At 56.8% G+C, this 13,677-nt stretch carries 11 protein-coding genes; 9 read left to right on the forward strand and 2 right to left on the reverse strand.

Annotated elements, in window-relative coordinates; translation table 11 throughout:
* Together PUV47_RS07540 and PUV47_RS07545 are read right to left on the reverse strand one after the other, a co-directional pair.
* Positions 1-1,032 carry an XdhC family protein gene (locus PUV47_RS07540; protein ID WP_274217905.1) on the reverse strand — a complete coding sequence of 344 codons (1,032 nt, stop codon included), beginning with the start codon at positions 1,030-1,032 and terminating at the stop codon, positions 1-3.
* A 116-nt stretch (positions 1,033-1,148) separates the two neighbouring features.
* Positions 1,149-2,759, reverse strand: coding sequence for a phosphoenolpyruvate carboxykinase (locus PUV47_RS07545; protein WP_274217906.1), 1,611 nt, complete (start codon positions 2,757-2,759; stop codon positions 1,149-1,151).
* A 408-nt stretch (positions 2,760-3,167) separates the two neighbouring features.
* Here PUV47_RS07545 and PUV47_RS07550 point away from each other — a divergent pair, with 408 nt between their 5' ends.
* From PUV47_RS07550 to PUV47_RS07590, 9 genes are all read left to right on the forward strand, one after another.
* Positions 3,168-3,866 (forward strand): response regulator transcription factor, encoded by a 699-nt coding sequence (locus PUV47_RS07550; protein WP_274217908.1) that lies wholly within the window; start codon positions 3,168-3,170, stop codon positions 3,864-3,866.
* Between the two features lie 17 nt (positions 3,867-3,883).
* Complete coding sequence (locus PUV47_RS07555) at positions 3,884-5,707, forward strand: sensor histidine kinase (protein ID WP_274217909.1); 1,824 nt, start codon at positions 3,884-3,886, stop codon at positions 5,705-5,707.
* A gap of 2 nt (positions 5,708-5,709) precedes the next feature.
* Positions 5,710-6,150 carry an HPr kinase/phosphorylase gene (locus tag PUV47_RS07560; protein WP_274217910.1) on the forward strand — a complete coding sequence of 147 codons (441 nt, stop codon included), beginning with the start codon at positions 5,710-5,712 and terminating at the stop codon, positions 6,148-6,150.
* 123 nt (positions 6,151-6,273) lie between these two features.
* Positions 6,274-6,678, forward strand: a complete 405-nt coding sequence (locus PUV47_RS07565; protein WP_274217911.1) for a PTS sugar transporter subunit IIA — start codon at positions 6,274-6,276, stop codon at positions 6,676-6,678.
* 8 nt (positions 6,679-6,686) lie between these two features.
* Positions 6,687-6,971, forward strand: coding sequence for an HPr family phosphocarrier protein (locus PUV47_RS07570; RefSeq protein WP_274217912.1), 285 nt, complete (start codon positions 6,687-6,689; stop codon positions 6,969-6,971).
* Positions 6,972-7,174: 203 nt separating this feature from the next.
* Positions 7,175-8,575 (forward strand): adenosylhomocysteinase, encoded by a 1,401-nt coding sequence (gene ahcY, locus PUV47_RS07575; protein WP_274217913.1) that lies wholly within the window; start codon positions 7,175-7,177, stop codon positions 8,573-8,575.
* A 236-nt stretch (positions 8,576-8,811) separates the two neighbouring features.
* Positions 8,812-11,328, forward strand: a complete 2,517-nt coding sequence (locus PUV47_RS07580) for an ATP-binding protein (RefSeq protein ID WP_274217914.1) — start codon at positions 8,812-8,814, stop codon at positions 11,326-11,328.
* A gap of 49 nt (positions 11,329-11,377) precedes the next feature.
* The gene (gene tsaE, locus PUV47_RS07585) at positions 11,378-12,892 is read left to right on the forward strand and encodes a tRNA (adenosine(37)-N6)-threonylcarbamoyltransferase complex ATPase subunit type 1 TsaE (RefSeq protein WP_274217915.1); all 1,515 of its coding nucleotides are present in this window, start codon (positions 11,378-11,380) and stop codon (positions 12,890-12,892) included.
* Between the two features lie 30 nt (positions 12,893-12,922).
* Positions 12,923-13,657 carry a nucleotidyltransferase family protein gene (locus PUV47_RS07590; protein ID WP_274217916.1) on the forward strand — a complete coding sequence of 245 codons (735 nt, stop codon included), beginning with the start codon at positions 12,923-12,925 and terminating at the stop codon, positions 13,655-13,657.
* Positions 13,658-13,677: the final 20 nt, after the last annotated feature.

The following is a 13,677-nucleotide window of genomic DNA, read 5'->3' on the forward strand; positions in this document are numbered from 1 at the left end:
CTAAGCTTTCGCACCACGTCGGGCGAGTATAATCTCCGCCATGATGGCAACTGCGATTTCCGCCGGACTGGCGGCACCAATGTTCAAGCCGATGGGGGCGTGGATGCGATCAATGCTCTCCCGCGAGAAGCCCTGTTCGAGGAGACGCTCCACACGGCGGCCATGGGTCTTCTTGCTTCCAAGGGCGCCAATGTAAAAGCAGTGCGCCTTCAACGCGGCTTCAAGCGCCGGGTCGTCGATCTTTGGGTCGTGAGTAACAGCAATCACGGCGCTGTGCGCATCAAGTGGCTGCTTGTCCAGCGCTTCTTCTGGCCACTGCGCCCGCAAGTCTACATCAGCAAAACGTTCCGGCGTTGCGAATGCGGTGCGCGGGTCAATGACCGTAAGATCGTACCCGGCGATCTTCGCCATCGGCGCGAGCGCTTGTGTGATGTGAACGGCCCCAACAGCGATGATGCGGAGGGCGGGGACATGGACGTTCAGGAACAGGTCGCGCCCATCATCGGGCTGAAAGCGGCCCGATTTGCCGGTCCGTAAGCGCACGCCGATCTCGTCTTGAAGCGCCACATCTAAAGGAAGCGCGTCTTCCGTGAAAAGGGTCGTGGTGCCGCTAGCAATGTCTGTGGCCAGCACCGCGCCCCGCCGGGAAGTGCGGGCGGCGTTCATCTGAGCCAGCCAATCAGGGCTGGAAAGTGCTTCCACGCGAACGGTTATGCGCCCCCCGCAAGACAAACCAACCCGCCAAGCCGTTTCATCAGCAACGCCGAACTCCAAGAGGCGCGCCGTGCCATCCTCGATGGTGTCCATGGCCTCGGTGACGACTTCCCCTTCAACGCAGCCACCTGAGACGGAGCCTTCAAAGTTTCCGTCGGCATCAATGAGCAGGTGACTGCCAATCGGGCGCGGGGCCGAGCCCCAGGTTTCGATGACCGTGGCCAGCGCACAGGCGCGGCCTTGCTGTAGCCACTGCTCAGCAACGGCCAGCACGTCGTTTGAAGTCGCTCGATTTTGCGGTGCCGAAAGGTCGGCCATAATCGGCTCCTGCCATGTCATCCTGGTTTACTATAAGTAGTTGCAGGGAGGCAGGAAACCAACAAAAAGCGCCGGACAGAAGCCCGGCGCTTAGTAATTGGTCGAAAGGAGGGGGCTTACTCGGCAGCTGCCCGCAAACCCGGTCCCGCGCTCAAAATGTCTCCATCCACTGCATCTGCAAACTGAGTGAAGTTCTCGATGAACATGGACACCAACTTGGCCGCCTGAGCGTCATAGGCGTTTGGATCCGCCCAAGTGCCGCGTGGGTTCAGGATGGTTGTGTCAACGCCTTCCACGGCCAACGGAACGGCAAAGCCGAAGTTGCTGTCCGTGCGATAGGCCACATCGTTCAAAGAGCCATCCAGTGCTGCGCGAAGCAGAGCCCGTGTTTCCTTGATCGGCATGCGATGACCGACGCCATAGGCCCCGCTGGTCCAGCCGGTGTTCACCAGCCAGCAGTTTACGCCGTGCTCCTGAATGAGCTTTTTCAGCAGAGCGCCATACTCGGAGGGATGACGAGGCATGAAGGGAGCACCAAAGCAGGTGGAGAACGTTGCTTGTGGTTCCGTCACGCCGCGCTCTGTGCCGGCAACCTTGGCGGTGTAACCGGAAAGGAAATGGTACATGGCCTGAGAGCCGGTCAATTTTGCGATTGGGGGCAGAACCCCAAAGGCATCGGCTGTCAGCATGATGATGTTCTTTGGGTGCGGCGCGCGGCCACTGTCACTTGCATTTGGAATGAAGTGGATTGGGTACGCGCAGCGGGTGTTCTCCGTCTTTGAGCCGTCGTCAAAGTCTGGAACGCGCTGCTCATCCAGAACGACATTTTCGAGCACCGTGCCGAAGCGCTCTGTGGTCGAGAAAATCTCAGGCTCCGCTTCACGAGAAAGCTTGATGGTCTTTGCGTAGCAGCCGCCTTCAAAATTAAAGATGCCTTCTGGACCCCAGCCGTGCTCGTCATCGCCCACCAGTGTGCGCGACGGGTCAGCGGAAAGGGTGGTCTTTCCGGTGCCTGACAGGCCGAAGAACACGGCAGTGTTGCCTGCATCGCCCACATTGGCGGAACAATGCATTGGCATCACGCCCGCATCAGGCAGCAGGTAGTTCAGCATCGTAAAGACCGACTTCTTCATCTCGCCAGCATACGCGGTGCCGCCAATAAGCACGATCTTGCGAGACAAGTCGCAGGCAATAACGGTTTCGCTGCGGCAGCCATGCTTGCTCGGGTCAGCCTTGAAGCTTGGCAGATCGATGATGGTCATTTCCGGCACGAAGGAGGCCAGCGCCGACCGTTCCGGGCGCAGCAGCATGTTGCGAATGAAAAGAGAGTGCCAGGCAAACTCTGTGAACACCCGCACGTTCAAACGCTGCGCGGGGTCGGCTCCGCCATAAAGATCCTGCGCGAACAGCTCCATGCCTTCCGCGTGAGAAAGCATATCGGCCAAAAGCACATCAAAGTGCGCCGGGCTGATGGCGGAGTTGTTCTCCCACCAGACCTGATTTTCGGTCTTTTCGTCCTTCAAGACGAACTTGTCCTTGGGGGATCGGCCTGTGTGGTCCCCCGTGTCGGCGACCAGTGCGCCACCTGCTGCCAGGCTGGCTTCGCCGCGCTTCAGCGCATATTCGTAAAGTTCAGGCTCGCTTAGGTTCCAGCTGAGGCTCTTAAGGTTCTTCAAACCAAATGCCTCACTCCCACAATCGGAATTACGTAATCCGAACTCTACCATTATTCTGATTTCCTCAGTCGCTCACCTGTTTACTTGCATCTCTCCTAGAGATCGTTCAGGTGAATCTGGTTTATGCCTCTTGCGACAGGGTGGACGGTAAATGAGTATTTGGGAAACAACAAGACCAGAGAAAGTCGTTAAACCGATTGAAATTCGAGTTCTGTAAACTTCGAGTATAATACTTTTCTTTTAAATGGATTTAGCTGGGGGATGCGTGGAAATAACCCCAAAAACTGATGGAGTATTGCCGCGCACTGGGTTATGGCGTGGGCTTGGATGCTGAGGCGGCTGTGGATTAACCCATTCTTCAGGCCGGGTTTTGCCTTATTTCACGACTATTTGTCCCTCGTGCCTAAATCGGGTAATCATTATCGAAAGTAAGTTTTGTGAGAGGATCGGGCCCCGACCATGCCGACCATTGCTCTGGTTGATGACGACCGCAACATTCTAACCTCTGTCTCGATCGCTCTGGAGTCCGAAGGTTACCGCGTTCAGACCTATACGGACGGTGCTTCTGCACTGGAAGGTCTTCAAAATGATCCGCCGGATCTTGCTATTTTCGATATCAAGATGCCGCGCATGGATGGCATGGAGCTGCTGCGCCGGTTGCGCCAGCGCTCGGATCTGCCGGTTATCTTTCTGACGTCGAAGGACGACGAGATTGATGAACTGTTCGGCCTAAAAATGGGTGCGGACGACTTCATTCGGAAGCCGTTCTCACAGCGTTTGATGGTAGAGCGCGTAAAGGCCGTGCTGCGCCGCGTGCAGCCTCGCGATGCGTCCGCTGCGGCAAGCGAAGGCGACAAGCTTCTGGAGCGTGGCCACCTGACAATGGATCAGGAGCGTCACACCTGCACATGGATGGGCAAGCCCGTAACGCTTACCGTCACAGAGTTTCTTATCCTGTTCGCGTTGGCTCAGCGTCCGGGCGTTGTGAAAAGCCGCAATGCACTCATGGACGCCGCCTACGATGATCAGGTTTATGTCGATGACCGAACCATCGACAGTCACATCAAGCGCCTCCGCAAGAAGTTCAAGGTTGTCGATGACGACTTTGATATGATCGAAACCCTTTACGGCGTCGGTTATCGCTTCCGCGAAGGCTGATTGGATCTCAGCGCTTTATGGCTTCTGAGCAGGTATCAAAAGATCACGTGGACAAGACCGCGCAGCCACGGCGTCCGGAAACGGACGGCGGACGGAACAACGCGTTTGGCTGGGTGCGCCGCCGTCAAGTACGCCGACGCATCCTGACCCGATGGGCGTCCGTGCTTGGCACCTATGTGTTTTCCTCCCTGACACGCCGCATTCTGGTTCTGAACCTTGTGGGCCTCTTCGCAATGGTGGTGGGTATCTTGTACCTGAACCAGTTTCGTGCGGGCCTGATTGATGCGCGTGTACAATCGCTGCTCACGCAGGGCGAGATTATCGCGGGCGCCATTGCCGCTTCTGCAACGGCAGACAGCAACCAGGTGATGGTGGATCCGGAACAGCTGCTGCGCCTGCAGGCCGGAGAAAGCATTGATCCCGGCTCCTCGCTGTCCAGTCTGGATTTCCCGATCAACCCGGAGCTGGTGGGGCCAATCCTGCGCCGGTTGATTTCGCCGACCAAGACGCGCGCGCGGATCTATGATCCGGATGGGACGCTGCTCCTCGACAGTTCCCATATCTACGCCCAGACCCAGATTTTCAGGTTTGATCTGCCCCCTCCCAATCAGGAGGAAGAGCCGTACTTCCAGAACCTCTGGCAAGAGGTGAAGTTCTGGATGCGGCGCGGTGAATACCCGCTCTACAAGGAACTGGACGACAGCAGCGGCCTTGACTATCCCGAGGTGGCAGCAGCCATGGCCGGCTCGCCCGCCAGTGTGGTGCGCTTGTCACCACGTGGGGAGATGATCGTTTCCGTGGCTATTCCGGTGCAGCGGTTCCGTGCGGTTCTGGGCACCTTGCTTCTGTCGACGCAAGGGGGCGACATCGACGACATCATTGCTGCTGAGCGCAGCGCGATCATCAAGATCTTCGTTGTCGCGGCCGTTGTGGTGATGGTGCTCTCTGTCCTGCTGGCAGGAACCATCGCAGGCCCGGTGCGGCGTTTGTCCGACGCGGCCCAGCGTGTGCGGTACTCCAGCAAATCTCGTGAGGAAATCCCGGAGTTCCCGGGGCGTTATGACGAGATTGGCCACTTGGCACGGGTGCTGCGCGAGATGACCAATGCGCTCTATAATCGTATGGATGCCATTGAGAACTTCGCCGCTGATGTGGCGCACGAACTCAAGAATCCGCTGACCTCCTTGAGGAGCGCCATCGAAACCTTGCCTCTGGCCAAGAACGAAGCCTCCCGCGAACGCTTGATGGAAGTCATCCAGCATGACGTGCGCCGTCTGGATCGGCTGATCTCGGATATCTCCGAGGCCTCGCGGATCGACGCGGAGCTTGCACGCGCGGACTCCGAGATCTTCGACATCGCCGTGCTGCTGCGCACCGTGACGGACATTGCCAACGAGCGCTGGGGTGAGGATGTGCCGCGGGTCAAGCTGACCGTGACCGCGTCCAAGCTGGACCACCCCTACGAGGTGTTTGGCAAGGCCGAGCGCCTGTCGCAGGTCTTCAACAATCTCATTGATAACGCGCGCTCGTTCTCGCCAAACGATGAGGCCATCGACATTACCGCCACACGCCAAGGCAACAAGGTGCTCATTACGGTGGATGACTGCGGTCCGGGCATCAATGCGGATGTCATGGAGCGCATTTTTGAGCGCTTCTACACAGACCGGCCTGCCAACGAAGGCTTCGGCAACAATTCGGGCCTTGGTCTTTCCATTTGCCGACAGATCGTGGAAGCCCACGGCGGAACCATCACGGCAGAAAACCGAGAGCAAAAAGGCGATGACGGCAAGGTGCTTGGTGCCCGGTTCATCGTCACACTGCCCGCAAAGCGCGTGAGCTGACCATGGCTCCATCCCACCACGGTACCTGCGTCGTCATTGGCAACAAAGGGGTTTTGATTCGTGGTGCGTCCGGTTCCGGCAAGTCTGGCCTAGCATTCGAACTGATCCAGCGAGAGCGGTCAGCGGGCAGATTCGCCTGTCTGGTGGCCGATGATCAGGTCTACATTGACGCTATCAACGGACGTCTTGTCGCGCGTTGCCCAGAGCCAACCAGGGGTTTAATGGAGCTTCGCGGTCACGGGATTGTGAAAATGCCCCACCTAAACCGTGCGGTGCTGCGATTGATTATTGATATTGAGGGGCTTTCTCACATAGAACGGCTGCCTGAGTCTCATGAGCTTGAAACAGAGGTCCTTGGCATAAAGGTTCGTCGTCAACCGGTGCCTTTGGAAAGCTTTGATGCATCGGTGAGGCTGGCTTACGCAGCGCTAAGAACCCTGTAGTTGCCTATCGGATTGGCGATGTGGTGACACTTTGCCGATTTTTCTTGCACTGCGGCGCAGGCTCTTAGAAAGTGGGGCAAGTGACACGTCAAAGTGTTACCTCTCAAATCTCGCAGGAATTGAATGATAGGTCTTGTTCTAGTCACCCACGGCCGTTTGGCCGAAGAGTTCAAATCGGCCCTCGAACATGTGGTTGGGCCGCAATCAGGGGTGTCGACAATTTGCATCGGTCCGGATGACGACATGGAGCAACGTCGTCAGGACATTTTGAAGTCAGTTGAGCAGGTAAATGACGGATCGGGTGTGGTGCTGCTAACCGACATGTTCGGTGGTACGCCATCAAACTTGGCGATCTCTGTCATGAACGGAACCTCAATAGAGGTGGTAGCTGGTGTAAACCTGCCCATGCTGATCAAGCTGGCAAGTGTGCGCAATGATCTGTCACTGGCGCAAGCCGTAGAAGAAGCAAGAAACGCCGGTCAGAAATACATTTCTGTCGCCAGTCAGGTGTTATCCGGTCAGGGTTGAAACAAAGAATGAATACGGTTCATGTGCTTGAGCGCGAGCTTGAAATCGTCAACCAGCGCGGCCTTCATGCGCGCGCCTCGGCCAAGCTTGTAAAGCTGGTTGAGACCTTCGATGCTGAGGTTGTCGTCTCCAAAGATGGCCAAAGCGTGGGTGGAACGTCGATTATGGGCTTGATGATGCTTGCTGCGGCACCGGGATGTTGCATCCATGTAAGGGTTACAGGCCAGCAACATCAGGAAGCCATGGCGGCCATTGTGGCCCTCATCGAAGACGGTTTTGGCGAGCGCGACTAGGGATTAGTCGCCTTTTTTGTTTGTGGACCGGCGATTTGAGTCGGCCCCCTACCATTGTTACGCAAATGATATAAAGGAACCTTTATATCTTTATTGCTTTCTCCCTTCCAACTACGCTATAACCCGTGCCAAGCATCAGGGTCAATGGGCCTTGAGAGTTGGAACTGCGGCGTACCTGCGCCGCGTCATGCGGGAAAAGTTGGATGACCGGATTTACCGATTACAAAGTAAAGGACATCTCTCTGGCTGAATGGGGCCGGACTGAGATCGAAATCGCTGAAACAGAAATGCCAGGCCTGATGGCTTGTCGCGAAGAGTTCGGCGAGAGCAAGCCTCTCAAGGGCGCCCGCATTGCAGGTTCCCTGCATATGACCATTCAGACCGCTGTTCTGATTGAGACCCTCGTGGCGCTGGGCGCAGAAGTTCGTTGGGCATCCTGCAACATCTTCTCCACGCAAGATCAGGCTGCTGCTGCAATCGCGGCGGCTGGCATTCCGGTTTTCGCTGAAAAAGGCGAGACGCTGGAAGAGTATTGGAACTATGCTGACCAGATCTTCGACTGGGGCAACGGCGAAACCGCCAACATGATTCTGGACGATGGCGGCGACGCAACCCTGATGATCCTTCTGGGTGCCAAGGCAGAGACGGACCCATCCGTTCTCGACAACCCTTCCAACGAAGAAGAAGTTGCCCTGTTCGCAACCATCAAGCGCCGTCTTGAGCGTGACCCAGGTTACTTCTCCAAGGTGAAGGCGAACATCAAGGGTGTTTCCGAAGAAACCACCACTGGCGTTCTGCGTCTTTACGAAATGCAGAAGAAGGGCGAGCTGCCATTCCCTGCGATCAACGTGAATGACTCCGTAACCAAGTCCAAGTTTGACAACCGTTATGGCTGCCGTGAGTCCCTCGTGGACGGCATTCGCCGTGGTACCGACGTGATGATGGCTGGCAAGGTTGCTGTTGTGGCAGGCTACGGCGACGTGGGCAAGGGCTCAGCACAGTCTTTGACCGGAGCTGGCGCACGTGTGATCGTGACCGAAATCGATCCGATCTGCGCGCTTCAGGCCGCGATGGATGGGTTTGAAGTCAAGACCATGGAAGAAGCTGTCAAGGAAGGCGACATCTTCGTTACAGCAACGGGCAACAAAGACGTCATCACCGCAGACCACATGCGTGAGATGAAGGACATGGCCATTGTCTGCAACATCGGTCACTTCGACAACGAGATCCAGGTTGCGGCTCTGCGTAACTTCAAGTGGCGCAATGTGAAGCCACAGGTCGACATGATCGAGTACCCGAACGGCAAGCGCCTTATCCTTCTCTCTGAAGGTCGTCTGGTTAACCTTGGCAATGCGACCGGCCACCCAAGCTTCGTAATGTCCGCCAGCTTCGCTAACCAGGTTCTGGCGCAGATCGAGTTGTTCACCAAGGGCGACGCGTACAAGAACGAAGTTTATGTTCTGCCTAAGCACCTGGACGAGAAGGTTGCGCGGCTTCACCTGAAGAAGCTCGGCGTGACGTTGCAGGAGCTGACCGACGATCAGGCGAACTACTTGGGAATTGAAAAGACAGGCCCGTTCAAGGCCGAGCACTACAAGTACTAATTAACAGAATCGCACGCCCCGCTTCCATATATGGTATGCGGGGCGGGCCACGTCACCACTAATTGTAGTGGATGGGTCGCAGGCCCGGAATATTTGTTTACTATTTGTAAAGAACCTCTTCTTCGCGTTTCCGTATCGAGTTATCTTGGTTAACGAATCAGTCGTGAGTGTAGCCAGTTGAGCGACTTATTCGCGGTCCGGTTTTCGGACCTTGGCGGCGAAAAAGGGGGCACTACATGCCAGCAGGCTGGCAACAACACGCACGTTCCAACGTGCTGTGGCGAACAAGGATTCGGCAATTTGCAAATCTATTTGGTGTTGGCGCGTTCGCTCTAGTTGGTGCTGCCGGTTTCTCTCAAGCAATGGATTTTCTGCCGCAATTCTCAGGGACGTCTGTCGACGCACTGAAAGTGGTATGGCTGGCTGCGATTGCCGGCGCGATCATGTTTGCCGTGGCAACAGCTCTCATGATGGTGCGCAGTCGTCGTCGCCTTGAAGGCACGATTGCCCAACTGCGTCAGGCGCGGGCAAGCGCCGTTGCACGGATTGATCGGCTCGAGAACATCCTTGAAACAGAAGATTCCCTGATGCTGGTCTGGGAAGGGGCTGAGCGCATTCCTGCGGTCGCAGGTCATTTGCCGGACTCGCTCAATTTCCCGGAGGGCATCAACCAGCTTCTGGAATACGAGGCATGGCTGGAGACCAAGTCTGCTGAGGCTCTTCGCGCCTATCTTGATCATCTGCGCACCCATGGTGAGCCGTTCCGGCTCACTTTGAGCACCACCAATGGTGTTTATCTGGAGGCAACAGGGCGCACCGCAGGTGGGGCCGCAGTGCTGCGCCTGCGTGACCTGACGGGCGACCGTCAAGCCAGCGCGCGCCTGTCAGAGCAGAACGAGAAACTGCAAAATCAGCTTGAAGGCATCCGCAGTCTGCTGGACGCGTTGCCGGGCCCTGCCTGGCAGAGAGATGATGCGGGTAAGCTCGTTTGGGTGAACACGGCATATCTGGATGCGGTTGAAGCCAGCACCCTTGCCGATGTGCTTTCCAAGGGGGCAGAGCTTTTGGACGCCAAGGGCCGTATGAAGCTCAGCACAATGCGCGAGACCAACGGCGTTTACAGCGCACCAATGCCGGTTGTTGCTGCTGGAGAGCGGTGTGTCTACCAAATCACCGATGTTTTGAGTGACAAGTCAAGCGCGGGCCTTGCGCAGGACATCAGCGAGCTGGAGCGCGTTCAGAACGAACTGCGCCGTACGTTGGACTTCCACACCCGTACGCTGGATGAACTCCAAACCGCTGTCGCCATCTACGGTGCCGACCGCCGTTTGAAGTTCCACAATGCTGCATACCGCACGCTTTGGGAACTGGATCCATCCCTGCTGGAATCGTCGCCTGAAGAAGGCGCAGTTCTTGATGCCATGCGTGCAGCACGCAAGCTGCCGGAGCAGGCGGACTACCGCTCATGGCGCGCCAAGCATCTGGAGAGCTACCAATCGCTGGAAGCGCGTGAGTTCTGGTGGCACCTGCCGGACGGGCGTACCCTGCGTGTGATCGCGAACCCGCATCCTCAAGGCGGCGTGACGTACATCTACGAGAATGTAACCGAGCGCCTCGATCTGGAAAGCCGCTACAACTCCCTCATTCGCGTTCAGGGCGAAACGCTGGATCACCTGTCCGAAGCTGTGGCTGTGTTTGGCTCCAATGGCCGTCTGCGCCTCTGGAACCCGGCGTTTGCCGACATCTGGCGCTTTACAGAAGCCGAGTTGCAAAACGAGCCGCATGTTTCTGGTTTGGTGGAGAAGTGTAAGCATCTCTTGCCGGATTCGACCGTGCTCAAGGAACTTGCTGGCGGCATCACGGGCCTGTCTGACAGCCGTACCAACCTCACGGGGCGCATGGAGCGTATTGATGGAATGATCATCAATTACGTAACTGTCCCGCTGCCCGATGGCGGGACGTTGCTGACCTTCGTCAACGTGACCGACAGCGTGAATGTTGAACGGGCGCTGGTGGAAAAGAACGAGGCACTGGAAGAGGCGGACCAGCTGAAGAACACCTTCATTCAGCATGTGTCTTACGAGCTGCGCTCGCCGCTCACCACGATTATCGGCTTTGCGCAGTTGCTTTCCGACCAAAAGTTCGGCGATCTGTCCACCAAGCAGACCGAGTACATGCAGTACATCCTGTCGTCCTCGTCGTCACTGCTGGCCATCATCAATGACATTCTGGATCTGGCGACGGTGGATGCCGGTATTATGGAGCTCAACATCTCCGATGTGGATGTGGCCGAGACCGTGTCCGAAGCCATCGTTGGTCTTCAGGATCGCTTGACCGAATCCAACATCAGCCTGAACACCAACCTGCCCGATAACATTGGCACCATTCGCGCAGACGAACGCCGCCTCCGGCAGGTTTTGTACAATCTTTTGTCCAACGCCGTACGCTATTCTGAAGCGGGCGGACAGGTGGATGTCAGGTGTGTTCGTGATGCAAATTCCATCAAGTTTACCGTGGAAGATCATGGGGTTGGCATTCCCGAGGAACTGCTGGAACAGGTGTTCTCCCGCTTCGTGGGCAGGGGAGCGGCTGGAAGCCGACACGGGGTTGGCCTTGGACTTGCCATTGTAAAGAGTTTTGTTGAGCTGCACGGCGGCACCGTTGACATCTCTTCCAAGGAAGGCGAAGGCACCACCGTCACCTGTACATTCCCGCTGGAGCCGCGTGTTCTGGATCTTCAAGCTGCGGAATAACTGCCAGATTTAAACCGGCACAAGGCTGGATGGGGCTCATCAGCGCACAATGATTGTCACGTTATATTCTCAAGCCGAAACCGAGCGTTTTGCGGAAGACTTTGCGGAATTTTTGAAGCCGGGCGATGTGATCGCCCTTTCCGGTGATTTGGGCACGGGCAAGTCCACGTTCTCCCGCGCATTGCTGCGCTATCTGGCCGGAGAGCCAGAGTTGGAAGTGCCTAGCCCAACCTTTACGCTCGTTCAGACCTATGATCTGGAGCGTCTGTTTCTGGCGCATATGGACCTTTATCGCCTCGAAGAGCCAGAAGAGCTGGAAGAGCTTGGCCTTGAGGACACGCTGGAGCGCGGCGCAGCCCTTGTTGAGTGGCCAGAGATGGGAGATGCCCGGTATTGGCCCGAAGCGCTTCTGGTGAAGATTGAGGAAGGGCCTGAGCCGGACAGCCGGATCTTCACCCTAACGCCGCAGAGCAGCGATTGGGACGCGCGGCTGAAGCGTCTGCAGGCACGCCGTGAGCTGCTGCTCGGCACAACGTGGATGGAGCGGCCTCGGGATCACCTCAAGGGCGACGCCTCCACCCGTAGTTATCTGCGCCTAAATGGCGAGGCTGGCGGCGCGGTTCTGATGGATTATCCGCCAAGGGCGGGGGAGGCAACGCTGCCCTCCGGCAAGACCTATGCACAGTCCGTACATCTGGCGCATTCCATCGATGATTTTCTCGCCATAGCGGAAGAGCTGCGCCATCGCGGTTTGCGCGTGCCTGAGATCTATGCGCTGGATCGGCCCAATGGTCTTGCGCTAATGGAGGACCTCGGCACTCAGTTCATCGTGCAGGACGGTGCGCCCATCGCAGACCGATACAAACGCGCGCTGGATGTGCTGCTTCACATGCACCAGCAGGCGTGGCCGGAGACGGCCCGTTCGGGCGATGCAACCCATGCCCTTGGCCGCTATGATCTGGCCTCCTACATGACCGAGGCCGAACTCTTCATGGAGTTCTATCGCCCGCACGCGGAGGGCAAAGAGGCTTCCAGCAAGGACCGGACCCTGTTCAAAGAGGCTTGGCAAAAGGCACTCGCACCGCTTGAGGCCCTGCCAAAGACTTGGGTGATGCGGGACTTTCACAGCCCCAATCTGCTTTGGCTCGACCGGGCTGAAGGGCTGGACCAGATTGCGCAGATCGATTTTCAGGACGCCCTTATTGGACCAATTGCTTATGACGTTGCGTCCCTTGTGATGGATGCCCGCCTGACGATCCCTCGTGACCTTCAGGAAGAGCTGCTGGCGCACTATTGCGAAAAAGCGCTTAAATACCTAAGTGATTTTGATGAAGGCCTGTTTAGGTACGGAGTTGCTACACTTGCAGCCCATCGTAACACTAAGATTTTGGGGGGCTTTGTCCGGTTAAATACCGTATTTGGTAAGCCGGCGTATCTTGAGCATCTGCCCCGGATCAGAGAGTATCTTGTACAGGCTCTTTCACATCCTGAGCTGGAAGAGCTCAAGACGGTGTATGACGTCATACTGCCGTCAAATCCTCTGCTGCACAGTGCGAGCAAATAGTTCTTCCAATTTACTTGAAAGAATAAAGGAATGAATAAGAACCCAATCGCTCACCCAGAGCGTGCCATAGTGCTATCGGCTGGCATGGGCAAGCGCATGCGCCCGTTGACCGCCACCACCCCGAAGCCTCTGATCGAAGTGGCCGGCAGATCCATGCTGGACTACACCTTGCAGCGCCTGCAAAAGGGCGGCGTTCAGGAAGCGGTGGTGAACGTGCACTATCTGGCTGACTTGGTGGAAGTTCATGCCAAGAAGTTTCAGGGTATGGCCGTTGCCATTTCTGACGAACGCGATGAGCTGCTGGAGACCGGCGGCGGCGTAAAGAAGGCTCTGCCACACCTGGGAAACCAGCCGTTTCTGGTGACCAACTCCGACAGCCTCTGGATTGAGGGCGTGCGCCCAAATCTGGAGACCATGGCCGAGGCGTGGAATCCTGAGAAAATGGACATCCTGTTGCTGATGGTGCCAAGTGTGAATTCCGTTGGCTACACCGGCAAGGGCGACTTCACCATGGACGTTGAAGGTGTTTTGAAGCGTCGCGTGGAGCGAACCGTGGCGCCCTATGTCTATTCCGGCACTGCCATCTTCAAGCCAGAGGTGTTTGAGGATACCCCAGACGGGCCGTTTTCCCTGAACTTGCTGTTTGATCGCGCGATCGAACAGGGGCGTCTTTATGGCGTGGAAGGGGATGGCCTGTGGCTTCACGTGGGAACCCCGGAAGCTTTGGTTGATGCCGAAAGAGCCATTGCAGAAAGCGTGAACTGACGCCTAAAAAGGATCATCTC

Origin of the sequence: Pseudovibrio exalbescens, assembly GCF_028737195.1 — a bacterium.
Taxonomy (GTDB): domain Bacteria; phylum Pseudomonadota; class Alphaproteobacteria; order Rhizobiales; family Stappiaceae; genus Pseudovibrio; species Pseudovibrio zosterae.

Excerpts from the sequence above, each read along its gene's own strand:
- PUV47_RS07570 (WP_274217912.1), top strand. The coding sequence starts at position 6,687 with ATGAATACGGTTCATGTGCTTGAGCGCGAGCTTGAAATCGTCAACCAG.
- PUV47_RS07580 (WP_274217914.1), top strand. The coding sequence starts at position 8,812 with ATGCCAGCAGGCTGGCAACAACACGCACGTTCCAACGTGCTGTGGCGA.
- PUV47_RS07560 (WP_274217910.1), top strand. The coding sequence starts at position 5,710 with ATGGCTCCATCCCACCACGGTACCTGCGTCGTCATTGGCAACAAAGGG.
- PUV47_RS07550 (WP_274217908.1), top strand. The coding sequence starts at position 3,168 with ATGCCGACCATTGCTCTGGTTGATGACGACCGCAACATTCTAACCTCT.
- PUV47_RS07590 (WP_274217916.1), top strand. The coding sequence starts at position 12,923 with ATGAATAAGAACCCAATCGCTCACCCAGAGCGTGCCATAGTGCTATCG.
- PUV47_RS07555 (WP_274217909.1), top strand. The coding sequence starts at position 3,884 with ATGGCTTCTGAGCAGGTATCAAAAGATCACGTGGACAAGACCGCGCAG.
- PUV47_RS07540 (WP_274217905.1), bottom strand. The coding sequence starts at position 1,032 with ATGGCCGACCTTTCGGCACCGCAAAATCGAGCGACTTCAAACGACGTG.
- PUV47_RS07545 (WP_274217906.1), bottom strand. The coding sequence starts at position 2,759 with ATGGTAGAGTTCGGATTACGTAATTCCGATTGTGGGAGTGAGGCATTT.
- ahcY (WP_274217913.1), top strand. The coding sequence starts at position 7,175 with ATGACCGGATTTACCGATTACAAAGTAAAGGACATCTCTCTGGCTGAA.
- tsaE (WP_274217915.1), top strand. The coding sequence starts at position 11,378 with ATGATTGTCACGTTATATTCTCAAGCCGAAACCGAGCGTTTTGCGGAA.
- PUV47_RS07565 (WP_274217911.1), top strand. The coding sequence starts at position 6,274 with ATGATAGGTCTTGTTCTAGTCACCCACGGCCGTTTGGCCGAAGAGTTC.